Source organism: Planctomonas sp. JC2975 (assembly GCF_012985205.1).
GTDB lineage: Bacteria > Actinomycetota > Actinomycetes > Actinomycetales > Microbacteriaceae > Humibacter.
The window spans coordinates 22,565-45,386 of the sequence record NZ_JABEKS010000005.1 but is presented as its reverse complement, the minus strand read 5'-3'; the positions used below and the strand labels follow the sequence as shown (position 1 = coordinate 45,386).

The 22,822-nt window shown below is 64.4% G+C and carries 25 protein-coding genes and 1 pseudogene; 13 read left to right on the top strand and 13 right to left on the bottom strand.

Features of this window, described 5'->3' with window-relative positions; all coding sequences use genetic code 11:
* Positions 1 to 13 precede the first annotated feature (13 nt).
* From HII28_RS19670 to HII28_RS19640, 7 genes and pseudogenes are all read right to left on the bottom strand, one after another.
* A pseudogene (locus HII28_RS19670) lies at positions 14 to 893 on the bottom strand (IS5 family transposase).
* The gene (locus tag HII28_RS19665; protein WP_205865117.1) at positions 878 to 1,426 is read right to left on the bottom strand and encodes a helix-turn-helix transcriptional regulator; all 549 of its coding nucleotides are present in this window, start codon (positions 1,424 to 1,426) and stop codon (positions 878 to 880) included. The pseudogene HII28_RS19670 and the gene HII28_RS19665 overlap by 16 nt, the downstream one beginning before the upstream one ends.
* The gene (locus tag HII28_RS19660) at positions 1,426 to 1,923 is read right to left on the bottom strand and encodes a hypothetical protein (protein ID WP_205865116.1); all 498 of its coding nucleotides are present in this window, start codon (positions 1,921 to 1,923) and stop codon (positions 1,426 to 1,428) included. The genes HII28_RS19665 and HII28_RS19660 overlap by 1 nt, the downstream gene beginning before the upstream one ends.
* A 366-nt stretch (positions 1,924 to 2,289) precedes the next feature.
* Complete coding sequence (locus tag HII28_RS19655; RefSeq protein WP_170027627.1) at positions 2,290 to 2,976, bottom strand: RES family NAD+ phosphorylase; 687 nt, start codon at positions 2,974 to 2,976, stop codon at positions 2,290 to 2,292.
* A gap of 125 nt (positions 2,977 to 3,101) precedes the next feature.
* The gene (locus HII28_RS19650; RefSeq protein ID WP_170027625.1) at positions 3,102 to 3,368 is read right to left on the bottom strand and encodes a hypothetical protein; all 267 of its coding nucleotides are present in this window, start codon (positions 3,366 to 3,368) and stop codon (positions 3,102 to 3,104) included.
* Between the two features lie 205 nt (positions 3,369 to 3,573).
* Entirely contained in the window at positions 3,574 to 4,290 is a 717-nt protein-coding gene (locus HII28_RS19645; RefSeq protein ID WP_346769428.1) for an SOS response-associated peptidase, read from the bottom strand.
* A 45-nt stretch (positions 4,291 to 4,335) separates the two neighbouring features.
* Entirely contained in the window at positions 4,336 to 4,428 is a 93-nt protein-coding gene (locus HII28_RS19640) for a ribonucleotide-diphosphate reductase subunit beta (protein WP_170027621.1), read from the bottom strand.
* A 261-nt stretch (positions 4,429 to 4,689) separates the two neighbouring features.
* Here HII28_RS19640 and HII28_RS19635 point away from each other — a divergent pair, with 261 nt between their 5' ends.
* Both HII28_RS19635 and HII28_RS19630 read left to right on the top strand, forming a co-directional pair.
* Positions 4,690 to 4,995: a hypothetical protein gene (locus tag HII28_RS19635; protein WP_170027619.1), complete on the top strand. Its 306-nt coding sequence runs from the start codon at positions 4,690 to 4,692 to the stop codon at positions 4,993 to 4,995.
* A 65-nt stretch (positions 4,996 to 5,060) separates the two neighbouring features.
* Complete coding sequence (locus HII28_RS19630; protein ID WP_170027617.1) at positions 5,061 to 5,282, top strand: hypothetical protein; 222 nt, start codon at positions 5,061 to 5,063, stop codon at positions 5,280 to 5,282.
* A 416-nt stretch (positions 5,283 to 5,698) separates the two neighbouring features.
* Here the strand turns inward: HII28_RS19630 and HII28_RS19625 are convergent, their stop codons facing one another.
* Positions 5,699 to 5,923 carry a hypothetical protein gene (locus HII28_RS19625; protein ID WP_170027615.1) on the bottom strand — a complete coding sequence of 75 codons (225 nt, stop codon included), beginning with the start codon at positions 5,921 to 5,923 and terminating at the stop codon, positions 5,699 to 5,701.
* A gap of 339 nt (positions 5,924 to 6,262) precedes the next feature.
* Here HII28_RS19625 and HII28_RS19620 point away from each other — a divergent pair, with 339 nt between their 5' ends.
* The 3 genes from HII28_RS19620 to HII28_RS19610 all read left to right on the top strand — a co-directional run bounded on the left by HII28_RS19620 (position 6,263) and on the right by HII28_RS19610 (position 9,806).
* Complete coding sequence (locus HII28_RS19620) at positions 6,263 to 6,679, top strand: hypothetical protein (protein WP_170027613.1); 417 nt, start codon at positions 6,263 to 6,265, stop codon at positions 6,677 to 6,679.
* A gap of 578 nt (positions 6,680 to 7,257) precedes the next feature.
* A complete protein-coding gene (locus HII28_RS19615; protein ID WP_170027611.1) occupies positions 7,258 to 7,971 on the top strand; it encodes a hypothetical protein in 714 nt (237 codons plus the stop codon).
* Complete coding sequence (locus HII28_RS19610; RefSeq protein WP_170027609.1) at positions 7,968 to 9,806, top strand: hypothetical protein; 1,839 nt, start codon at positions 7,968 to 7,970, stop codon at positions 9,804 to 9,806. Before HII28_RS19615 ends, HII28_RS19610 begins: the two co-directional genes overlap by 4 nt.
* Before the next feature lie 335 nt (positions 9,807 to 10,141).
* Here the strand turns inward: HII28_RS19610 and HII28_RS19605 are convergent, their stop codons facing one another.
* The 4 genes from HII28_RS19605 to HII28_RS19590 all read right to left on the bottom strand — a co-directional run bounded on the left by HII28_RS19605 (position 10,142) and on the right by HII28_RS19590 (position 14,163).
* Positions 10,142 to 10,723 carry a carboxymuconolactone decarboxylase family protein gene (locus tag HII28_RS19605; RefSeq protein ID WP_170027607.1) on the bottom strand — a complete coding sequence of 194 codons (582 nt, stop codon included), beginning with the start codon at positions 10,721 to 10,723 and terminating at the stop codon, positions 10,142 to 10,144.
* Positions 10,710 to 11,045 carry a hypothetical protein gene (locus HII28_RS19600; RefSeq protein ID WP_170027605.1) on the bottom strand — a complete coding sequence of 112 codons (336 nt, stop codon included), beginning with the start codon at positions 11,043 to 11,045 and terminating at the stop codon, positions 10,710 to 10,712. Before HII28_RS19600 ends, HII28_RS19605 begins: the two co-directional genes overlap by 14 nt.
* Positions 11,046 to 11,700: 655 nt before the next feature.
* Positions 11,701 to 13,563 carry a right-handed parallel beta-helix repeat-containing protein gene (locus HII28_RS19595; RefSeq protein WP_170027604.1) on the bottom strand — a complete coding sequence of 621 codons (1,863 nt, stop codon included), beginning with the start codon at positions 13,561 to 13,563 and terminating at the stop codon, positions 11,701 to 11,703.
* A 210-nt stretch (positions 13,564 to 13,773) separates the two neighbouring features.
* Positions 13,774 to 14,163, bottom strand: a complete 390-nt coding sequence (locus HII28_RS19590) for a hypothetical protein (protein ID WP_170027549.1) — start codon at positions 14,161 to 14,163, stop codon at positions 13,774 to 13,776.
* 272 nt (positions 14,164 to 14,435) lie between these two features.
* On the opposite strand from HII28_RS19590, the gene HII28_RS19585 reads away from it, so the two are divergent.
* Positions 14,436 to 14,771, top strand: coding sequence for a hypothetical protein (locus tag HII28_RS19585; RefSeq protein ID WP_170027602.1), 336 nt, complete (start codon positions 14,436 to 14,438; stop codon positions 14,769 to 14,771).
* Positions 14,772 to 14,878: 107 nt separating this feature from the next.
* Here HII28_RS19585 and HII28_RS19580 read toward each other — a convergent pair whose 3' ends face one another.
* Positions 14,879 to 15,490 (bottom strand): hypothetical protein, encoded by a 612-nt coding sequence (locus HII28_RS19580; protein WP_170027600.1) that lies wholly within the window; start codon positions 15,488 to 15,490, stop codon positions 14,879 to 14,881.
* Between the two features lie 197 nt (positions 15,491 to 15,687).
* Between HII28_RS19580 and HII28_RS19575 the strand changes: the two genes are divergently transcribed.
* From HII28_RS19575 to HII28_RS19545, 7 genes are all read left to right on the top strand, one after another.
* A complete protein-coding gene (locus tag HII28_RS19575) occupies positions 15,688 to 16,269 on the top strand; it encodes a recombinase family protein (protein ID WP_170027598.1) in 582 nt (193 codons plus the stop codon).
* A 347-nt stretch (positions 16,270 to 16,616) separates the two neighbouring features.
* Complete coding sequence (locus HII28_RS19570; protein WP_240978430.1) at positions 16,617 to 17,597, top strand: DUF3560 domain-containing protein; 981 nt, start codon at positions 16,617 to 16,619, stop codon at positions 17,595 to 17,597.
* A gap of 422 nt (positions 17,598 to 18,019) precedes the next feature.
* Complete coding sequence (locus tag HII28_RS19565; protein WP_170027596.1) at positions 18,020 to 18,388, top strand: DUF3846 domain-containing protein; 369 nt, start codon at positions 18,020 to 18,022, stop codon at positions 18,386 to 18,388.
* A gap of 91 nt (positions 18,389 to 18,479) precedes the next feature.
* On the top strand, positions 18,480 to 19,820 hold the full coding sequence (locus HII28_RS19560) for a ParB N-terminal domain-containing protein (protein WP_170027594.1): 1,341 nt from the start codon (positions 18,480 to 18,482) through the stop codon (positions 19,818 to 19,820).
* A gap of 351 nt (positions 19,821 to 20,171) precedes the next feature.
* Positions 20,172 to 21,053 carry a ParA family protein gene (locus HII28_RS19555; protein WP_170027592.1) on the top strand — a complete coding sequence of 294 codons (882 nt, stop codon included), beginning with the start codon at positions 20,172 to 20,174 and terminating at the stop codon, positions 21,051 to 21,053.
* Positions 21,054 to 21,100: 47 nt separating this feature from the next.
* The gene (locus HII28_RS19550) at positions 21,101 to 21,487 is read left to right on the top strand and encodes a hypothetical protein (protein ID WP_170027590.1); all 387 of its coding nucleotides are present in this window, start codon (positions 21,101 to 21,103) and stop codon (positions 21,485 to 21,487) included.
* A 392-nt stretch (positions 21,488 to 21,879) separates the two neighbouring features.
* A complete protein-coding gene (locus HII28_RS19545; protein ID WP_170027588.1) occupies positions 21,880 to 22,683 on the top strand; it encodes a DUF2637 domain-containing protein in 804 nt (267 codons plus the stop codon).
* Positions 22,684 to 22,822: the final 139 nt, after the last annotated feature.

Sequence of the window (22,822 nt, the reverse complement as noted above, 5' to 3'; positions counted from 1 at the left end):
CTAGGCCGTGTTGCTAAAGGGTGCTGGTGAGCCAGTGGAGTGTCGCGGCGAGGCAGAGGCCGGCGTGGTAGTTGCGGGCGGTCTTGTCTGAGCGCATCGCGATCCCGCGCCATTGCTTGAGCTTGTTGAAGCACCGCTCCACGACGTTGCGGCCGCGGTAGCGGGTCCGCTGCTGGTCACCGAAGTCGATCGGGCGCCCGCGGCGCTTGCGTCGGTGAGCGATCTGATCGTCACGCTCGGGAATCGTCGCGGCGATCCCACGCTCGCGCAGCCACGCCCGATTCGCCCTCGACGGGTAGCCCTTGTCCGCGAGCACCCGGTCCGGCCTCGATCTCGGCCTGCCCCGAGCGCCCGGCACGCGGATCTCGCTCAGCGTCGCGGCCAGCATGCTGGTGTCGGCGGCCTGCCCCGGGGTGAGGATGAACGCGAGAGCCCTGCCCTTCCCGTCGCAGACCAGGTGATTCTTCGTGGTCAGCCCGCCCCGGGAGCGGCCGATCGCATGATCGGGCGGCTCGTCACCGAACTTCTTGTAGTTCGACAGAGCCCCCTGTGGCGCGGGGAAGCGTCGCACCGTGCTGGTGCACGCGCACGATCGTGGAATCGATCGACGCAACCCAGTCCAGGTCCCCGGACTGCTGCGCGAGCGACTGCGTCTTCTCCAGCACCCGCGCCCACACGCCCTGCTCGGACCACCGGTTGAAGTTCTTGTAGATCGTGTTCCAGTTCCCGAACCGCTCCGGCACGTCCCGCCACGGTGCGCCGGTCCGGAACCGCCACGCCGTCGCCTCGACCACCATGCGCCGATCCACCGGCGGCCGTCCCGTCGACTTCGCAGTCGGGAACAACGGTCCAATCACAGCCCACGCTTCATCCGAGATCACATCACGCGACACGCGTTCAAGACTCGCCCACCAGACACCAGAAGGCGTTTAGCAACACACCCTAGATGCTTCACCGGTCCGTCGGGCAGGTCCCAGCGAGCACGGAGCATGACAGCAGCCTCGGCGGGCGTTGCTTCAGGTGGCGCGACGGGAAGATCCGGATCCGGCAGCTTGATGTACCGTTCGAGCGCGAATGTCAGCTCCCACACAAGTGTCGCCGTGGCCAGCGCTTTCTGGCGATCCGTTACGCGGGCCGAGCGGAGACTGCGGAAGTGGGCGTTGACAGTGTCGATGCGGGCCAGCGGGCGACCAACGCTGAAGAACCCTGGGCGCACTTGCAACGCCTCGGCGAGACGCTCGAGCACCTCAGCGCGCGGAGAGTTGACATCGGCCTCGTACTGGCCGATCGCCGCAGCGGACACTCCAACCTTCGCCGCCAGTTCCGACTTGCTCACGCCGAGCCGGACTCGCGCCTGGGTCAGCCGAGCCGGCTCGAACCGTCCGGCCGTCGGCAAGTCGAACAGTCCAGGACTGCTCTCACGCATCAGAACTGCTCCTGCTGCCGCAGCTCGACAATCGGCTCTGTCGGCGCACCGCTGGCGAACGACTCGCCAACATCCAGGGCGTCGTCCTCGACGAGTTCCCGTTCCCAGATGCTCTCCTGACCGCGCAACTGCACCTTGCCCTCGTCGTCGAGCGTGGCGATCGCCCAGGCGACGGACTGCAGCTGCCGCGGCGTCGACGAGACCATTACGAGCACGAGTGGCATCTTGTCGCCGACCGATCGCACCGTGAACTCAAGCTCATCGAGCTCGTCGGGCGCCTCAACAGCCGGGTGTTCAGTACCGAAAAGGGGGTCAAACAGTGTCGGGTGGGGTGGCTCCACGGAGAAGCCGTTCATTCGAGTCGGGCTCGATGCGAAGTTCTTCACGGCGTTCTGAGGGTCAGGAACGCGCCACACATACACGAGGCAGTCGTTCACCACCGGGATCTTGTATCCGCCAGGCGCGAGCTTGTGCGAGAAGAAGCCGCGGTCCTTCATCGCCTCATGCGTGTCGTCCAGAAGGTCGTGCCACTGAGAACCGAACCCTGTGGCGTATCTCGTCTCTGCAACCTGGTGCGCTTCGGCAAAGCGATCATGTCGAGCCCGCACGATCTCAACGAGCAGATCACGAACACCGGAAGCGTGTGAGCCCAGCGCATCGACGGGCGAATTCGGAACCACGGATAGACCCCCTGAAGCCTCGTCGCCAAGACCCGCTCGACTGCCACGATGCCGCACGAGGCTGCAGGTGACACCCACGATGCCGCCCATGCGCAGTATCGGGCAACGATCCCCGAGGGCTACATCTCGCTCGGGATCGGTGTGGAGCAGGCATAGCTCGGGCGACTGATCTCGCGGAGGTAATTACACGAGCGAGATGCTGAATTCGGATGCGATGGCGCGGAGATCCGGGTCATCGATCGTGATCCGCCGTTCATCGGTGACCTCGCTGGTCGCTCCCTCGAAGATTGCCCAGCACTCGAAGGCGGTGTTGAGGCGGGAGAGGTAACGGATTCCGCCGTACATCGGGTACCCCGAACTATCACGCGCCTGATAGAGCCATGTAGCAAGACCGCGAGTTAGGAGCCTCGAGGGTCCGAGCACCGTCGCGACGTCCAGGTTCTGAACACCCTGACCCAGCAGGACATTCGAGGCATGCCTAGTCAGGTACGTGTGTGTGACGGGGGCCTCGATGTCGACGAAGGGAAGAGACTCGCGCACGTGGAGGGTACGGATGACACGGCTGGCACGCCAGGATGCATCCAGCGACGGGCCGGTGAGTTCGGCCGGATCCGCGCCAGCCGCGGCCATACGGGCCAGGATCGATGCGCTGGGACGAAAACTGGCGGTGGTCTCGGCAAGTGCACCCTGCGCGGTCGTCGCAGCGTAGAGGACCCCTCCCCCAGGCACGTCGAACCTGTTCCCGCCACGATCGTTCGCTGCATCCTCGGCCCTAATCCGGGAGTAGCGCAGCGGCGGATCCCGCCGCTCGACGCGGAACAACTCGGCAGGCGGATCGACCAGGACCGGGGCCTCTGGATACGGCGTCATACCAGATACCGTCAGCAGTCCGATGGCGCAGGTCGCCGTGCGCCGGCGGACGGTGTGCGTGCGGTCGAGGTCAGCGCCATGAACAAAGTATACAGTCGGAACTCAGCTAACACCCAGAAACCGGGTCAGGCTTCGTTCGCGTACGCCCGCGCCGCTGCCATCACCTCACGAGCGCGTCCCTCGGCCAGGACCTCTGCAGGGTTTTGGTCGTCCAGCTGTGGGTTCATGCCCATGAACCAAGAGCGCACTACCGATGGCGAATCCTCCGCCAGTAGGAGCTCGACGATCTGCAGCGTATCGATGACGCGCCGCTGCTCTTCGTCCCCGCTCGGTCCTTGGTCGGCAGTCCAGCGGGTGATCGTCTTCACATCGCGATCGACGATGACGGCCACTAGTCCTTTGCCGAGGATGTCGACGAGAGTCTTCACGGCAGGGGCGAGGTCCGACTCCACGGCACGCGTATGAGCCAGCTGCCGCTTACGCCGCGGCGCAGGTGCCTCGAGAGTGCTCGACATCTGATCACCTCCAACACTTCGACTGTACGCCGTATGGGATTGAAATGTCCGCAAAATGTCCCGAGAGTACGTCGAGGCACAATCAACGTTCTATGCGGGTGAGTAATTGAGGTCCCTCAGCGTTGATCCCAAACGGGGCCACGGTATCGATTCGCAATGTCGAGGCTTGCGCCACCCCGGCCGCTACGGCGTCGTTGACTAGGGTCTGGTCTCCGACGATGGACGGGTCGATCCAGTGCTGCCAGTGCGTCTCAGGGAGGATCACTGGTGCTCGGTCGTGGATGCCGGCGAGGTTCGGGATCGCGTCCGAGGTGAGGATCGTCGCGGTCAGGTGCCAGCGGGTGTCGTCGTTCTCGGGCACGGTTTTGTCGAGCCACCAGGAGTAGAGGCCGGCGAAGCCGAGCACGCCGCCCTCGGGACGGGAGAACGAGTGCGGGATCTTGGAGCCCTTCTCCCCGGTCCATTCGTAGTACGCCGTCGCCGGCACGATGCAGCGGTGCGATTGGACGGGTTTGCGCCAGGTCGACTTCGACAGGATGTCCTCGCTGCGGGCGTTGAACGTCGGGTACTTCATCTTCAACGTCTCCGACCACGGCGGCACCAGCGACCACCGGGCGGCCGCCACACGCAGCTCACGATCGCGGGCGGAGTCGATGATTACTGCGATGTCCTCAGTGGGCTTGATGTTGTAGCGGTCTTCCCAGTCCCAGGACCACTCGGCCGGTTTCCGGCCCGTGGACTGGATGAACTCGGTGATCGACTCGTTGGTCTCTTTCCCCATCGCGAAACGCCCGCACACGCGGCACAGCGTAACCCGCACACCGTGGCGCGGCGACGGCGCCGGCTACTGGCAGGAATCGCAGCCGAGCTCGTCCATCGGATCGACCGGCACGACGTACTCCCCCAGCAGCTCGGCCAGATCAGGGTTCCAATTCATTGCTCTACCTCCCTGCAGCTCACCTGTCGGGGCATCCCCGATAAGCAGCGCGAATTGCGGATCGAGAGGGCCGGTCAAGGGTGCAGCTGTGCTGCATCGCGCAGCGACGCGCATGCGCCCTTGACCGGGCCGGCCGATGGGCCAGAATCCGCGGCTGGGGGTGCCACGAAGTTCCTGCACATGTAGAACAGATTAGCGACTGTCACACTGTCTTGCCTATTCTCGAATAGAACAAATGATCGAGCTAGGCGGGCGAGACCCATGGGTGGACAGACACGATACGTCGACAACGTCGACCGCCGCATTGCCTACGCCATGGAGGTAGCGGTGACACGACCGCAACCGGTCAGCCTCACCGAGGCCGAGCTTGATCTCGAGCACAACCGTGTCACGCACGCGGACGAGCCGATCAAGGTTCGGGCGTTCGTCCGGTTCCACGAGGCCGTCATCCGCCCACGGGCCGAGGCCGTCGCCTGGACGCCACGGGCCGTGAAGATCCGCTTCACGATGCAGAACGGTGCCCGTCACGAAGTCTGGGTGTGGGCATCCGCCGTCGACCGAATCTGACTCGCGCTGACCCGACACGCCCACAAATGCTCGACGTAGCCATAAGGGTACGGTTGACTGCCTCCATGGCTCCCCGACGACTGCCGCGCGGTACTCGCAAGGACCCCGTATCTCTGGGCTACGCGGTGGAGCGGAAGAACAAACAGCGCTGGGAGCAGATCGCGAAGAACTGCGGTGTGTCCTCCGCCGCACTCTTCGACGTCATGGTCGAGACCGTTGAGTTGGATGCAAACGGTCGACCGGTCTGGTTCCCAGACACGGAGGGGCTGCCTATCGACACCGCTTAACGTCCAAGGCCCGCCGCTGATGCGGCGGGCCGGAAGCAAATGCCAGAACCGCCAGAAGTTTGGCGACCGAAGCGGTTCTGAATGATCCATCCGAAGCCGGAAAGACCGGAGGTCTTTTCGCGCCCTGAAAGGACACGTCCATAGTAACCCGTACTGATGCGGGAGGCGTCAGAGGTCGATTTAGAGCCCTCCGCGTGTCGCAATCCGACGCGACTCGAGAATCCGCGCCACAGGCGGCCGCCTGGCGGCCGAACTCGACGCGGCCAGGCAACCGTGCCCAAACGCCGTATGCGCCCCGCAGCGGGGCGCATACGGCGTCTCGACGAGGGGGGCTCATCCTCCGCCCCGCCGAGGGGCGATACTCCGCTGTGCCGGTATGCCGGCCGGCCGACTGGCTGCGCGCTGTCGAGCTGGCACTAGGACAGGCCAGCATCGAGCGGCTGATGCGTGCGCGTCGCCGCGGCCGCGCACAGATCCTCGCGGTTGCCGGACGACTGGCGGCCGCCGCCGACTTCGAGACCGGGCGCAATGTGGCCGTCTCCTTCCAGACGATCGCAGATGCACTGCACTGCTCGCCGGCCACGGTGAAGAAGTGCGTCCAGTTCCTTAGCAACCTGGGCTTCCACATCGAGGTCTGCCACGGGCGCGACAAGCTCACCCTCGACGAGCTGGCCCAAGCACGAGCGTTAGGAGCGCAGGACCAGCGTGCCGTGGCGTCGACGCGGTATCTCGTCGTCCCGTCATGGGCACGTCAGCTCGTGCGTGCAGCTCGTGCAGTTGTGAGTTCCGCCCCCCTACACGCCCTACAGAAAGTAAGAGAAGAAGTAGCAGTTGTTAAGTTCTCACCAACGCGCGCAAGAGCGCGCTCGACGGCCGCTACGCGGCCGAGGCCGGGGACGAGAAGAAGAAAGCGAGTTCCACAGGATCGCTCACCTCGCTCGTTCGAGCTGCAACGCCTCGCCGGCCAGCTCGCCGCTCGGATGCCGTGGCTCGTACGCAATCGACACATCGGCGTGCTCTGCGATGCTCTGACCCGAGCCGGCATCGATCCGAGCCGCTGGACCGTTGCCGCACTCCTCGACACGATGAATCGCCACAACGCCGAGAACGGCGTCACAGTGGCAGCCTCTACCGAGCAGCACGACCCGATCGGATACCTCGTCTGGACGATCCGCAGCGCGATTGATCCGACCGGCGAGACCCCAACGGAATCCGCTGCGCGGCGCCGCGACCAGCTGCGCGTCGAGGCCGAGAAGTGGCGCGCAGAAGCCATCGAGCTACGCGCACGGATCGCTCGCGACGACCCGGCAGAAGTGGCCGCGATCATCGAGACGATGCGCGCGGAAGCTCAGCGCGCAAGTGACCGGATGCGGCGACGGAGCTCGGAGAACCGATGACACACCTAATTGTTCAACTACAAGGCTGTATGACCCCTCCCACGATCAAGAGCTGTCTGCGCAACCGTGGCGTACGGAAGCGCAACGGCAGTGGGGGCGTGCGACCAGCTGCACTGCAAACGGCGGTGCGCCGCCGAGCGAAGCAGCAGCCAGCCGCGGCCGCCAAACGGCACAAAACACCGATCGAGGCCGTACCGGCCCCGTTCTAATGGAAAGCAAGCTACTACGTTGGACTATTCACCGAGCGCGAATAGGCAAACGAAGTTCTACGGTGCTTTTTACCCTGCCCTGCCCCCACCCCCTCGCTACGCTCGCTTCCCAACCTCCCACACCCAGCAGAGCTGAGTTAGGGAGGTTGGGAAGTAAAGGGGTGGGGGCAGGGCAGGGCAAAAAGAGGGAGGAGAGAGGAACAAGGTCAAAGTCAAAAGCGTACGCGTGGGTTGGAGGGATGACAGGAACACGAGAGCGGCCGTCGGTCGTGGAGAGAAGGCGGCTAGAGCGTCATATGCAGCGCAGATTGCTCTGCCGTGCGGAGGGTGTACCTGGTAGTTTTGTTGACAAGGTTATTGGAGGCCTCTGTGCAGCTGACTGAGCGTGACGAAGCGATGCTGGACTGGCTGAGCGTGGTTCGTCTTGCGGATATGGATGCGCTGCGTTGGGCGTTGGCAGGGCTGAGCGATGAGGCCGAGCCGGTGTCTCTTAGGCGTGCTCAGCAGTGGACTGCGCGACTTGCTGAGGTCGGTTTGGTCGACCGTGCGCGGCCGACGTTTCGCGATGGCTCGATCGTCTGGGCGACGCATCAGGCGATCGGGAAGAGCGCCCCGAACCTGTTCCGTCAGACGACGCGACATGAGGTCGCGGTGGCGGCGGTGTCGGCTCGCTACCTTGCTCGCGGGTACACGTGGGAGCGTGACCGGAAGCCGGCCATGAGGAACGATCACCAGGCCGATGGAGTCGCCGTCAGCGGCGACGGGAAGCGTGAGCTCGTCGAGGTCGAGCTGACGCCTAAGACGAACGACCGGTACCGGGTGATCTTCGAGAATCACGTGTGGCGGCTGGCTCGTGAGGGCGTCGAGCGCGTCGTGTACTTCTGCGATGCGCCGACCTCGCGCATCGTCGGGCGGGAGGCCGACGTGCGGGTGTTCCGCGATGAGCGACACCGCATCGTGATCGCGGCGGCCTTCGATGTTCGCGGTAAGTGGGTTGGTGATGAGGGCGCAGCATGGCGAGGATCCGCGAGTCCTGCCCCCACTCCTCTTCCTGAGCTGGCCGGTGAATGGGGGCAGGCATGAGTCAGCAGGAGCAAGCGCAGTCGCAGAGCGTCGACCCGATGGGCGAGGTCGTCGAAAAGCTTGTGATGGCAGCGTTCGTCATCGCCATGGCGTGCGTGTGTGCACCACTGGTGATTCCCGTGCTCGGCGCACGGATCACCGGAACGGTGCTGGCCACCAAGACGTGGTTCTGGATCACCTGGCGGTGGCAGTGGATCGTGAACACGATCGGCGTTGCCATCCTGGCCGGCCTCGTCGTGGCAGAGGCTGTGTGGATCGCACAATGGGTCAGTACCGGCCAGTCGTCCATGTTCTTCGCCACGGCCGACTGGAAGAGCCAAGTACTCCACCTCTGGCCGTGGCTGGTCGTCAACTTCCTGGCCGGCATCCTTCTGCTGCCGGTCACGTGGTCGATCCGGCGTCGCCAGGTCGCCACGCTCGTTCGGAATCGGCGCATCGCAGACGTGGTGCAGCAGACGCGCATTGAAACGGCACGCAAGCGTGCAGCTGATCGCACCGCTGCACGCCGGATAGGAGTGAGCGTCGACCCGCGGACGGGGCAGATCACCGGATCAAGCAGGAGCGCGATGACAGCACCTCTGCTCACCCCCGATGGTGCGCAAGCGTTTGGACTGGTCAACCGCGCCACGGTGCGCACTATGGCTGATCGGTTCTACGACGCTCGTCGCGTGCGCGACTGGATCGACCCGTCAGGCACCTATGCGCAACTGCCTGTGCGCAGCTCAGCCGTACGGTTCCTGCTCATCGCGGAGTCCGGGACGGGCAAGACCGTGTTCCTGAACTCAGCGATGCAGTGTGCACTCACCTACGGCTGGCCGGTTTTCTTCATCGATGCGAAAGGCGACCCCGAGGACGCCGATGCGCTGGCGGAGCTGGCCGGCACGTTCGGACGCACGGCGGCGATCAACGCCGGGTGGAACATGTTCAGCGGCACCAGCGAACAGGTGACTGCGAAGCTGATGCGACTCATGCCACCCGCGGACGGCGCGAACCAGCACTACCTGGACGAGATACGAGGCATCCTGCAAGCCGTGCAGGACGCCTCACCGCTGCGCAGCGTGGAAGACCTGCGCGAGCGGCTGACGAACCCGGTCCCATACGTGCGAGACCAGTACGACCTCGACATGGTCAATGCGATCGTCGATTCTCGAGCGAAGATCTCGGCAGGCGAGCGCACATTGCAGAGCCTGCTCGTCGCGCTGCGGCCGCTCGAACGATGGCTCGACGCCGACGGATGGTCTTACGACAACCCACGCGCTGACATCACGATCGTGCCGCTCTCCCCCGCCGACGACACCCAGGCACGACTTGGTGACCTGTTGCTCCTGGATCTGCGGAACTTCCTCACCAACCGACTCATGCGACGAGACAAGAGCCCCGTGCTTGTCGTCGTCGACGAGTTCCCGCAGCTTGTCACTGGAACCAGCGACCCCGGCGATACAGCCGGATCACTATACGAAACAGCTCGATCAGCAGGAGTCGGCCTCGGCTTGGCTGCACAGTCCCCCGCGGGTCTGTCGAACGACGACACCCGACGTCGCCGCGCACTGGCATCCGGTGCCGCCCTCATCTTCGGCCGCCAGAAGGATCCCGAAGACGTGGTGAAGTACGCCGGCACCTACATGCAGATGGAATCCTCTGGCGCGGCGACCGGTGAGGAACTGAAATCGGCCCGCGCACAACACACCTACGTGATCCCACCGCAGGACGTACGCGAGGCCAGCGACGCACAGTTCTGGATCATCCAGGGCGGCTCGATGGCAAGCTTCCGTGCGCTGCCCAACCGACGCGTTGACATGGCGAAGAAGGCTGGCTCCACTGACGCGACCAGCTGACGGCCGCCCGAGTGTGACTGTTGGCGCTCTTTGGCGCGACTCATGACCCTCTATGACGCGGGCACGCACGTAGAGGATCCGGTAGTGACGCATCAGCGCCGCGCTGATGCCGTACGGGCGCGGAAGCGGATCCACTAGCGCGCCGGAGGTTCGACCGATAATCGCCGATACTGTCGTCTCGCGAGAATTCGCAAGGAGGACGAATGGCGATCAGTACCGGAGCCTTAGTCGCGGTCATCACAACACTCATCGTTGTCCTGGTCGTAGCGTTCCTGATCGCTCGGCGCAGACGGTAGATTCCTCGACGCTCGCAAGCCGATCGTCTTGCGGACGTCCTACGCGTATCCGCGTCGCAAGAGCATGCCTGCTGCTTTTTTGAAGTCAGTTGCGTTGGGTATGTCGAAATCGAGCGCGTTGGCATAGCGGGTGATGATCGCGAACAGGGCTGCGACTGCAGCAGCGTCCTCGAGTTCCGCGCGAGTGACACCGGCCTGCATGGCGCGGCGGGCGTCGGCGGTGCCGAGTTCGTCGGGTGTCTTGGTGACCTTCTCGATGAATTGGAGGGCCGCCTTCAGTTTCTCGGGAATCTGAGCGGTTCGGTAGTCGGTGAGGACGGCATCAACGATGTCCTTTTCCATGCCGCGGATCGCGACGGCGGTGTGGGCTCCGATGCAGAACGGGCAACTGTTCCAGGTTGCCACGGATGCGGCCATAAGTTCCCGCTCGGACACAGACCACCCGCTTGCGCCTCGCATCGTTCGTTGCGTCCATGCCCCAAGCGCAGGGCCGGCGAAGTCGTTGCGGTAGAACGCCACCCGGGCCGCGTCGGGTAGCCGCAGCCCTGTCATCCGCGAGATGCCGGTGATAAGCGCCCGGTGCCGCAGTGTGTCGCCGCGTTCGACCTCAGGAAGCCGCATCGTCAGCCTCTCCAATGGTCGCGGCTGCGGCATCCCACCGCCGGAGTCCGGCGCCGATCGCTGCGGTGAGGATCACTTCGAAGGCGTTGCCTTCCGACCCGAGTTCGCCCAACACCGTGCTCACCTGCTCATCGGTGACACGGTACGAGTCTTCGGCAATCTCTCTGGCCAAGGAATCGTACGGTTCGGCCACGGCCGGCCCACCAGCCCCACGATCAAGAATTCCTTTTCGGAGGGAATGGTCCAATGTCCCGGTCTCCTGCACGCGTGCTCGAAGGGCAGTCGCGAACTGTGCATGGGAGCCCGTCGATTCAGCGGACATGACGCGACTCTACGCCGACATCGCAGCAGCAGAACGAGCCTTCCGGTTCACCGCCTCTGGACGTGCCCGATCGTCGATCCCTGGCTGACGCATGGCTCTGACGGTGCGGCCTTCAGCTCAGGCTTCGGTGCGGAGAGGGATCCATCTTCGTGCATGTGGATCGAGATGTTTCTCATCCCTCGGGATGGAGGAGAGGCTTGGCATGGTCGCCGGGGATAGCCGACGTGTCATATCCCGGAGGATCGACCTCATCCATGTCGACCCCACCGATCGACCCAGCGGTAGGTCGGCTGTGATTGTCTGTGATGCTGAGTGCCCACATCCAAGTAGTAGTGCCCGTCCCCGACCTCGACCGCACCGGGGAGTCCACTGGTCTCCGCGGCCGGCAAAGATCGTCTCTGGCCGCCCCAAGGCCCTCCGATGAACAGGCACACATATTCAATGCCAGCCACAACGTAAACCTCGCAGACGACCCAGGTTTTCCAAATACTGACCGTTGCAGTCTGATCGACGTGCTTCCTGCAGCTTGTGGAGGTCAGCGGCGACCGGTTCGGCTCGGCGTGTGTGCTTTCAATCGTTCCGAACCGATCGGCGCGCACGCTCCGGCACAGCCGATCCTTGTTTGTTGGTGTCGATCCTTTGGCGACGAGGGCTGCTAGGCGCGGCGCCGTTTGCGGAGCAGCGCACTGACGGTGATCATGGCCGCTCCGGCCAGTAGCGCGATGCTGCCCGGTAGGGCAGTTAGGGGCGAGGTTGAGCCGGTATTGGCGAGGACGCCTGTCACGCCGGGTGTGGGGCCGGTGGGTGTCGGCGGCGCGGTTGCCGCGTTGACTGGAATGCTGGCGGTCGCAGGTTGCGACGTGAAGGTGGTGGAGTCCAGCTGCTGGCCGGATGCTGTGGCGGTGTTGTTCAAACTTCCGCCGTTGTTAATGTCCGCCTGGGTCACCGTGTAAGTGGCGGTGCAGTCGGTGCTGGCGCCGGCCGCGATGGTCGCTCCGAGCGCAGTGGGTGAACAGGTGATGGGGCCGAGGGTTCCGGTACCGGAGAATCCAGGTGTCGTTGCTCCGGTGTAGGTGCCCCCATCGTTGATCGCCAGATTGCTCAATGGAACATTTCCGCTGTTGACGATGTGGAAGGTATAGGTCACGACGTCGCCGGCAGTTGAGAGTTGGTCGACGGGTTCTCCTGTGGCGCTGGCGGCGGAGGCGGTTTTCGTCATCGAAAGACCCGGGGCGGCTGCAGCGATCGTGATCGTGTATTCGCGTGTCGCTGTGCCATCGACCGGGTCTTCCACTTGCGCGGTAAATGTGTATGTCCCGGCCGTGGTGGGAGTGCCGGTGATCGTGCCGTCCGGGTTCAGCGTCAAGCCCGGCGGAAAATCTCCAGTGAGGACCGTCCAGGTGAGATCGGGTGTGGGGTTCTCCGTTGTCGCCTCGATCACGTCGGAATACGCGACCCCGACCGTGCCGTCGTGGAGGCTTGGCGTGATGATGCACGGCGGCTGTGTCAGGTTTTGCAGGTTCTGGTTCCACCCGTCGAACGTGTTGCAAATCAATGTCGCGGTCGTGCCGAACGATCCTGCACCGAATCCGAACGAGTCCTCCAGACCCGATGGGGTGGCGGTGCGGGCCAGATGGTTGAAGGAGATCGTGATGCCTGTGCCGCCGGAACTCAGCAGGATGCCGTAGTCGGTTCCTGCCCCGCCGAACGTGTTGTTTGTCACGGTCAGGTTGTTGGCGGTGAAGATCAGCATCCCGGTGGAGGCGCTGCCCGTGGACGGCTGGTTGGCGGTGTAACCGATGACCGTGTTTCCGGAGAATGTGCCGCCGGAGCCGAAGTACTGCACGGAATTCTGGGCGATTCCAGCCACTCCAGCAGTATTGATCGAGGTATCTGGCGGGCCAAGGGTGGAGCCGGTCACGTTCAATGTTGCTTCACCGTTGGCTGTCAGCCCGTTCTTCTGGAAGTCAGACACTGACACGTTTGTCGCCGTGACGGTCTGCGGGCCTCCGGCAGTTGCGTCCACCTGGATTGCCTGACCGAAATTGAAAGTCTGACCCCTGGTGATGCCCGTCACCGTCACATTGCTCAGCGATCCCGACGCGGACAAGAACCTGATCCCGAAGAACGGCGCATTCGAGTCGGCCGGATTCGGTGCAGCAGCCGTGTACTCGCCGTTCAAAGTCAGATTCTGAATACTCATCGACGACCCGGCATTGCTTATCGCAGCACCCAGTAACGGGGCAGAAGGCGTATCAGTGACCGTAATCGTGTGGCCCGCTCCATCCAAGGTGAACCCGTCCGGGATGGTCAGATTGTCGGTTGTCGTGCAGTCAGCGGTCAGTGTGATCGTCGAACCGACCGTAGTCGAGTCCGTGCAAACGGCGCGGATATCGAGAACAGCGGCATCAGCGGGCGAAACACCCACAAACACCCAAGCAGCCGACCCCAAGACAATCGCTCCCACGCCAGCAAACCATCGAACAGATCGCCGATCCACATTGCGGTCGGCCGGCACAGCGGAATTCCTCAACGCAGCCTGCATTAGAGCCCCCTGAAGAACCTAAGCACGCCACGCCCGGGTAGACAAGCATGTGCGCGCCCTCCACACGCATCAATCCGCCACAACTCGGCGCGCCCGCAAGCCGGTCCGCTTGCGCGCCCACACGAGCCGGCGACGCACGAAAAAAGGGGCCCCGCCACAGGGCGGGGCCTCGTCGTTCTGTTTCTACTTCTTCGGGGTCCTGTCTTGGCTTGCAGCGTGGTGGATCCCGTCCGTTGCTGAGCCCATCGCGTGGCTGACCGTGTCGGTCACGTCGTTTATCTTCTTCTCGACCGAGTCGACGACTCGATCGGTGACCTTCTTGGTGCCTTCGGCACCCTTCTTGATACCTTCACCGGCGGTCATAGTGACCTTCTCTCGTAGGATCGCGACCGTACGCGCCCAAGCTGGGGTCGGCTTGTGTGCCGGACAGTTCGAGAACGGTTGCTTCGTGCGAGCGGCGCGGCGGATGATCCCGATGACCAGTGTGGCCACGAACAGGATGATTCCGATGATGGCCAACCAGAGCAAGCCTTTACTGGCGAATCCGACCACGGCGAGGATCGCCCAGATCACCAGGAGCACGATTACCAAGATCAACATGCCCTCACCGTCCGCCGAAGCGAACCGTCGAGCTGGTCGAGTCGCGCGATAGCCGCCGTCCGCTAGGAGTGGAGTGCACCATCGCCCTCTTCCCACGGATCCGCATTGGGAGCGTCGTGACGGTGGAGTTGATCGCAAAATGGCGCGGTTATTGCAGCGCTAAATGTCACACCCGACTGCGCACGGAGGGATCCAGCTGCGCGCAGTTGTCGCGTTCCGCGTGCGGACTGTCTAACGTGTGGTTCGTGTCAACGGTTGGATACGGGAACGGGGCACGGTCGAAGTACGACCCAGTGCTGTGGCTCGTAGGCGAGATAAGAGATCTTCTCGATTCGGGCACTGTCGGCCTGTACGAGTTCATCTGGGTGTTTCGCGGAGCGGAGCTCGACGCCGCAGATTCCCAACTTCGCTCCTACGCGATGGCAGCACTCTCCCTGTTGGAAAGCGAGGAAGCACTCCAAAGGGTTCGGCTAACGTGGCCGCAGGAGAGCAGCGAGCAGACATCGGGAGAAGCCTTGTCCCCCCACAGCTGGGACGAGCCCGGCGGGGACGGGACCTATCTCGCCGTGACTCGCTTGTAGAGCAGCGGCGTCCAGCAACCAACGTCACGATGGTCGATCGCGTTGCGTGGCGCCTCGAGGTATGCGGGTGCATGTTGTGGGAGTGCACATCCGCGAGCGCGGCGGAGTCACCTCGCCTTCGATGCCCGATCTGCCGCGGCCCACGTTGACGGCGATGCGCCAGCAGGTGCCGGTCCGGCAACCGCTGCGAGACCTCGCTGGTAGTGGTCATTCATCGTCACCATCGTCAAGCTGCCGAGTCGATATCCCTGTGGGTGTTCATGCCAGCTCGCGTCCGGGCGCACTTCCCAGATGTACAGCCATCGTCGCGTCAGCTCGTTCGGGACACCGATCCAAGTGGCGTCGTATTTCTTGTTGCGCTCGATTCCAAACAACTCGCCGGCGCGGAGCAACGACGTGAGCATGCCAAATGTGGTGTCGAGATCGACGTGTTCGCCCGGGTGTTTGGACGCTGGCGGCCACTCCGGTTGGGTTCTGGCGAATGTCGACTCGAAGCTGGAGTCAACGCGAATGCTGTTGACCTCGTCGAGTCGGATCGCGAGATGGCCGTCGAAAAACCCGCCATCCATGGTGCGTTGTAACAGCGCCCACTTTGCGCCTACGGCGACAACGAATCCCTGGACTGACTGTTCGGGTCGAGAAACGCGGCCCAGCCGAACAAGGGCGTCGTCGCCAATGGCGTCGCGAAGACGCGCCACGATCTTCTTCTGGTTTGGCACACACCATCATCACTCGCGGCTGTGCGGAGCCCCGCAATCCGCGCGGTACGCCGGCCGAGTTCCGTGCCCGTAAGCCGGTCGGCTACCGCACCTGTCGAGCCGTGAGGCCGGTCCTGATGGTTGCTGGCGTTTGCATGTGCGTATACCCCGCACGACTTAATGCGCGGTGACGGGGCCGTATCTGCAACAGTAGTTCTATGAGTAAGACGAAAGTCGGCTATGCGCGCGTCTCGACAGCGGGGCAGGACCTCACGGCGCAGCGAGACGGGCTCGCCGCTCTCGGTGTTCCCCCGAACCTGATCTACGTCGACCACGGCCTTACCGGCCGTAACAGGGAACGGCCCGGGCTCGCTCAAGCCCTTGCTGCCGTTCGGGACGGCGACACACTCGTAGTAACCAAGCTCGACCGGCTCGCCCGCTCACTGCCGGATGCCAGAGACATCGCGGATGAGCTGACCAGCAAGGGCGTCGCGCTCAGCATCGGAGGCTCCGTCTACGACCCGAACGACCCGGTGGGGCGTCTGCTGTTCAACGTGCTCGGAATGGTGGCCGAGTTCGAGGCTGATCTCATCCGGATGCGTACTCGCGAGGGGATGCAGATCGCTAAAGCGGCCGGCAAGCTGCGCGGCAAACAACCCACCCTGAGCAAGACGAAGCGGAAGCACCTGCTCGAACTCGCGGCTGCAGGCACGCACACGCAGTCCGAGCTGGCCGACCTGTTCGATGTCTCCCGCACGACCATCTATCGAGAGCTACGACGAGTGCAGCCCGAAGGCTGAGCCACGCCAATAGCGTTACGAAGATACCGCCACTGATCACTGCGATTCACACGCTTGAGGCAGGTGACCCCGGCCGAGGCCGGGACTGTTTCGCTGTTTGGTGCCGCTTCGCGGCCCTGTTTTGTCGGTGTTTTCCTTCCGTCTCCGGCATCCGACCCGCTCGCTGCGCTCGCTCATACCCGCCCTCCAGCTGCGCCGCAACGCGCCCGAGGGCGGCCGAATCGCGAGCGATTCGTCCGGTCGCCAGAACCCTCGCCCGTTTCCGCTGCGCTCCACCGTGCGTGGAACCCGCCGACTCCCCCTCGACCGCTTATGCGGCTCCGCTTCCGGGCGGGGCTGGTCTCTTCATGCCGGGGACGGCAGGAAAAACGATCAGCGAGGAAAGGGCCGCCATGCTCACCATCACTCACACTCACGAAGCCGGAACCCTCATCGAGGGGACCACGAAAGGCGACGGAACCGCCGAGATCCTGAAGGCGAACCGTTGGCGATTGGGTCGCAGCATCGGCTCGTGGTATCTGCCCAACAGCCGCGATCATCGCCCCGACAAGTACCGCATCCAGCCCACCATCACCGCGCTAGAGGCAGCAGGCTTCGATGTCACCACCGAGCTCGACAACACCGTGCGCAGCACCGCCGAGGTTGAGGCGGGGAAGATCGCCCGCCAGGAAGCCCGCGTCGACGCACTCGCCGCGAAGGCCGACCGCAAGGCCGGCGCCGCGGAAGCCGCCTGGCAGCGACACGAGCGCGACGTCGCACGACTGCCCGAGGGCGGCGAACCCATCAAGATCGGCCACCACTCCGAGCAGCGCCACCGCAACGCGATCGCCCGCGCCGACAACAGCATGCGCCGCAGCATCACCGCAGCTGACGATGCCACCCACGCGGCTGAGCGTGCGAACGCCGCAACACGGACCACGGCCGGCCGATACAGCGGCTCTCAAGTGTTCAACCGCATCCAGAAAATCGAGGCGGACATACGCCGCACCGAGCGCCGCATCACCGCCGCCACCTACGACCCTGAATCCGGCTACCGACCCACCACCGACGACGAGAAGGCCGCCCGTACCCGACGCCTCTCCCCCGTGCTCGAGGAGCTGCGCGACAAGCTCACCTATTGGCAAGGCATCCGTGAGCAGCAGATCAACAGCGGCGACGTGACCAACTACACGCCCCAGCAAATCAAGAAGGGCGACGCCGTCAAGGTGTGTGGACAGTGGCGCCGAGTGGCCCGCGTGAACCCCAAGACGGTCAGCCTCGAAACCGGGTATAGCTGGACCGACCGCGCGACCTACGCCGCGATCACCGACCACCGCGCCGCCAGCTGACCCGCGCCCCGCCGGCCTTCGACCCCGCGAAGGCCGGCGCGAGGGGCACTCCCCCCTCACACTCCCCCGAGCTCACAACGGGGCGAAGTCCGGCTGGCATCCGGGTGTTTTCACCAGGTCCAGTGCTGAACGGTCGACCGGCAAGCCGGCCGCCTGTGACTGCGCCTGACGGCGCGATGTTGCGTACCGCTCCAGGACCTGTCAATGAACCCCGCGGGCTCGGAATCGCAAGCGATTCCTTCGACTCCGGCAACCACTGGCGTGTCGCTGCGCGCCACGCCGGGAACGCCGGAGCAGACCCGCGAGAACCCTTGACAGGTCCTTCCACGGCACGCAAGGCGGCAGGGGCCTGTTGAAAGCAGCCAGCTCGGCTAGCGCCGACCAGGCCACTCTCAACAGCCAATCAAAGAAGGGAAACGCGAATGCTCAACGGAATCGTGATCGACCAGGAGGGCACCCTCTCCACAGTGCAGATCGACAGCACGACCAGCCAGACCCGGCTTGCTGGAATGTACAAGGCGCTCGACTGCGACCTCGTCGACGTGGTGCGCCTGGCCGATGGAATCGACTGCTGGGTGGACGACGAAGGTCTCTACAACGCCGGATTCAACCCGGTGCTCACGCGGATGACGAACCGCACCCGGTTCACGTCCCCGCTTCTGGGTGCTGGCCTGTTCCTCGGCGTGAACGAGGCCACCGGCGAGACCGTCTCGCTGACCGCCGAGCAACAGGCCGTCGTCGTTGGCTGGTGGCGTGACGCCACCTCAGGCGCGCTGGCCGTTGCCCTCTGACAACAAGAAGGTCGGGAACCGAAGCACCCTTAATGCCTCGGTTCCCGACCGGTTGACCCTCACTCTACTGAGCCGAAAGGAACCGCTCGTAATGAGCATGAAGAAAGACCCCAAGACCATCGCAGTCGAGGCGGTGCCGGTCACTGTCGAGATGATCGACTCGCAGGCCGCAGAACTTGACGTGAACGTGCGCACCGCCCCGGTGCTGCCGGTCGAGTTCGTGGACTCGATCCGCGCCGAAGGCGTGCGCGAGCCCGTTCTGGCCCGCCGCGGCGAGGACGGCACCGTGTACGTGTACGACGGACAGCGGCGACTGCTGGCCGCCCGTGAGGCCGAACTGGCCGCGATCCCGGCAGTGTTCGGCCTCGCCGGACAGACCGGCACCGCAGCCGAACGGATCATGGACCAGCTACGCACCTTCGCCCGCGAAGATCTCACCCTCACCGACCGTGTCCCCGCCTACCAGCGGTTGGCTCTCGACGGCATCGCCGTCGAGACCATCGCCCGGTCAACCGGTGCGACCGCCCGACACGTGAAGGACTCAATCACGGCAGCCAACTCCCCCACCGCGACGAAGGTGATGCAGGAATACGGCGAGCAGATGACGCTTGACCGGCTCGTGGCAATCACCGAATTCGAAGGCGACGAGGACGCAGCCGAACGCATCGCCGGATGCGACGACGACGAACTGGCATTCACCGTCCAGGAAATCCGCGACGAAAAGGCCCTCGACGCCGCCGAGAAGGAGCTAGTGAAGCAGTTCGAGGCGGACGGATACACGGTCACCACCGAGAACCCGCGCGGCAGCTACTCCTACTTGGACTCGCTCACTGACGCGGGCGACGACGCAGAGAAACGTCCCGCACTTACGACAGAGACGCACATGGCGTGCCCCGGCCGCACGATCTACCTCGAGGTGTGGGGAACAGCAGAAAACGACAATCGGGCGTACGAAATGTGCACCCAGCCCGAACTGCACCACCAGCGGTTCCGGCCCCACTCCCCCGTTGTTCAGGCTCCCGCCGACGAGAGCGACGAGGAACGCGAAGCCCGCGAGGTGGCCGAGCAGGAAGCCAAGCGCACAGAACGCGCTCGCGTCATCCAGAACAACAAGGCCTGGCGGACCGCCACCACCGTCCGCCGCGAGTGGGTGACCACGTTCCTCGCCCGTAAGACGCTGCCGAAGGACGTCGCCGCATTTGTGGCCACGTCGCTCACGAAGTACCCCACCACCATCACCGACTACAACGCCAGTGAAATGCTTGCCCCTTTCTCGGACTGGAATCCGGATGGGACGCGCGGACCCGCGCAGCGGGAATCGTGGACGCAACGCCTACCAAGGCCGGACACGTCTCCCTTGCTATCGCACTGGCCGCCCGCGAGCACCACGCCGACGACGTCGCATCCTGGCGCAGCCATAACAGCGTCGTAGCCAGCTACCTTCTGTCCCTCGAATCCTGGGGCCACCACCTTTCGGACGTCGAGCGCATCGCAGCCGGATACCCGGAACCGCTGACCGAAACGACCGAGTAGCCCGCAGGCTGCTGGGGCATCCACACCGGGTGCCCCAGCACGCCGCCGGCCTTCGACCCCGCGAAGGCCGGCGTGAGGGGGCTGTCTCCCCCTCACACTCCCCCGCGTTGAGGACGCATAGAACAGTTCCAACCGTTCTAACTAATAGAACTATTGCAACGGTTGGAACGGTTTCCTTAGACTCGCGTCCGCAATCCACAACAACGGTTCGAACCGTTGTAACTATTGAATTGCTTAGGAAGGACCAAACGTGCCACGTATCGCGGTTGTCACTCGAAAAGGTGGCGTCGGCAAGTCCGAAGTCACGGTCGCCCTTGCGGCGGCGTTTGCACGCCGACACGAACGGACTCTCGTCGTCGACCTCGACCCGCAAGCCAATGCGAGCCGCCGTCTCGCAGCGGCATGGGACCAGGAGTCCGGCCAGCCCACGGTCTCAGAGGCCATCAAAGCCGACACCATCGGTGTCGGAGAAGATGTGGTCGTGCCATGCGGCTGGACCGACAGTGCGGGGGAGCGGAGCAAGGAAGCCGAGTACATCGACGTGCTCCCCTCACGGCTCGACCTCATGAATCGCGAGACCGAGACCGGCCAAGTTGGCGCCATCCGCCGGCTGAAGAAGGCGCTCGACGGCTGGTCCGACGACTACGACTGGCAGCTCTATGACAACCGCCCCGACCTCGGCCACCTCGTGCAGATGTCGATGGCCGCAGCTGACTACGTGCTCGTTCCTTGCGCACTCGAATTCGACGCCATCGATGGAGCAATGGAAGTCCAGCGGTTCATCGACGAGCACGCAGAAGACATCTTCAACCCAACACTCCAGCTGCTGGCCGTTCTGCCCACGCGCTACGACGGCCGCAAAGCAGAACAACAGTTCCAGTACGAGGGACTACGGAACCACTTCCGTGACCTGGTCCTGAAGTTCGGTGGCATGGCAACCCTGAGCAAGGGCGACGAGTTCTTCGTGCCGCCGTACATTCCCGAGCGAACCCGCTTTGCAGAGGCTGACTCGGCCGCCGCGTCACTCACGGCCTGGAATGACCGGGTCGGACGCGAGACGACCGAGATCTACGACCGCCTCGCGGAAGCCATCGTCGCCCGCGTCAAGCAACTCGAGGAAGTCGCAGCATGAGCGGCCCAGCCAGGCAACGCCCGGGCCAGGAGCGGCCCAGACTCCAGATGGAAGTGGAATCGATCGTCTCCCAGCAGACCGAAACCCCAGCCGCTCTAGTCCAGCAGCCCGCGGAAAAGGCCCAAGAGCCAAACCGGCCCGCCGCGGCTAAGACCGTAGCGGCCCGCCCGGTCCAGCGGTCCACGGAACAGCCCGCCGGCCACACCACGGCCGAAGGGTTAACGAACAAGACAATGTCCGTGCGGCCCAGCCAATATGCGCAGGCACAGATGGCCGTGACCCGGACCGGACCAGCCGGTGGGCCGAAGACCATCAGCGAGTTCATGCGAACCGCGATCGACCTCTACCTGGCCCAGCTCGCACAGGAGTACAACGATGGCCAGCCGTTCGAAGCCTTCCAAGGCGAACTAAAGCGCGGCCGCCCCTTCAGCTGAGGCCCACTAGCGGGGCCAGAAACAGGGGAGCGGATCAGCGTGAGCTGGCCGCCTTGCCTCACACCGAGTCGCGCCGCGGCCGCCCCGTCGGCCGCCGTCGATCCTCAATACCGTCGAGCGACGCCGCGGTCCACACCGGGCCGCCGTTGACGATCCCGGCCGGCTCAGGGAGCCAGTCGGCAGACCTGTTCCTCGCGGACCGGACCGAAGACCGGGCCACACCCAGCCTCGCCGCGAGCCGGCGCACGTCATAAAGACCACCTGGACCAGGACCTGGATCACCGCTGGTCCGCTCTATCTCTTCGTGGTCCACAATCCCGAGATTATCACCACGGATCCGTCGCAATTCGCTAAAATAGAACGCAAGCGTTGTTATTAATGAGGAGAGTTCGATGACCAGCTGGACCGCCCCGACCCTCGCTCAGACCGGCCCGATCCGGCGCATCCGCAGGTTGCAAACCGAATCCTGGGCTCTAGTCGGGATCGCGCTCGTTGGCACTGTGGGGCTGGCGGTGATCAGCTTCATCCTGAGCTTCGACGCCATGCTCATCGTTGCCAGTTGGTCACACGCGGCCCCGGCGTGGCGGTGGTGCGTCCCGGCATCCATCGACGGCGGAATCGTCGTCTACAGCGTCATCGGCTACGTTCGCCGCGGTCGCGGAGAGACGGCCCGCTTCGCGGACTTCATGCTTGCGTTCCTGACCACTGTCTCGTTCCTCGCCAACGCATCGGCCGCCTGGGCCGCCGGTGATCCGAGCCACTGGACCACCTGGGCCGGCACCGCCGTCGCCGCACTACCGCCCATCGGAGTGTTCGCAGCCACGCACGCAAGCGCCAGCATCGCGATCGCCAAGCGCGGACCGTGCCAGGTCCAGGTCGAAGACCAGACGGACGTCGACGTCGCGCCCCCTTTGGACCAGCGGATCACCGTGGACCAGCCGCGACCCGAAATCATCGCCGAGCAGCTTGCAGCAACCTCGGAGGTCGACACCACCGAGGACCGTGACCGCATGATCGAAGAACTGACCGCGGCCGGGATGAGCCAGCGGGCCATCGCCACCCGTACCGGTGCGAGCAAGAGCACAGTGGCACGCACCCAAGACCGACTGCACTTGGTGCGGACCACGAGCGAGAGCACACCAGACAGCACTGCTCGCCCGCCCGGTCCGCTCCAGAGCAGTTTGGTCGGCCAATGACTGGCCGCCTGAGTGGTCCGCCCTGCAGGGCGGGGGTGTGCCCTGGTGTGGCCGTGGCAACCGATGAACCCCGCGGCCGTACGAATCGCCAGCGATTCCCACGGTCCGTGCAACCTCTGCCGCGTCGCTGTGCGCCGCG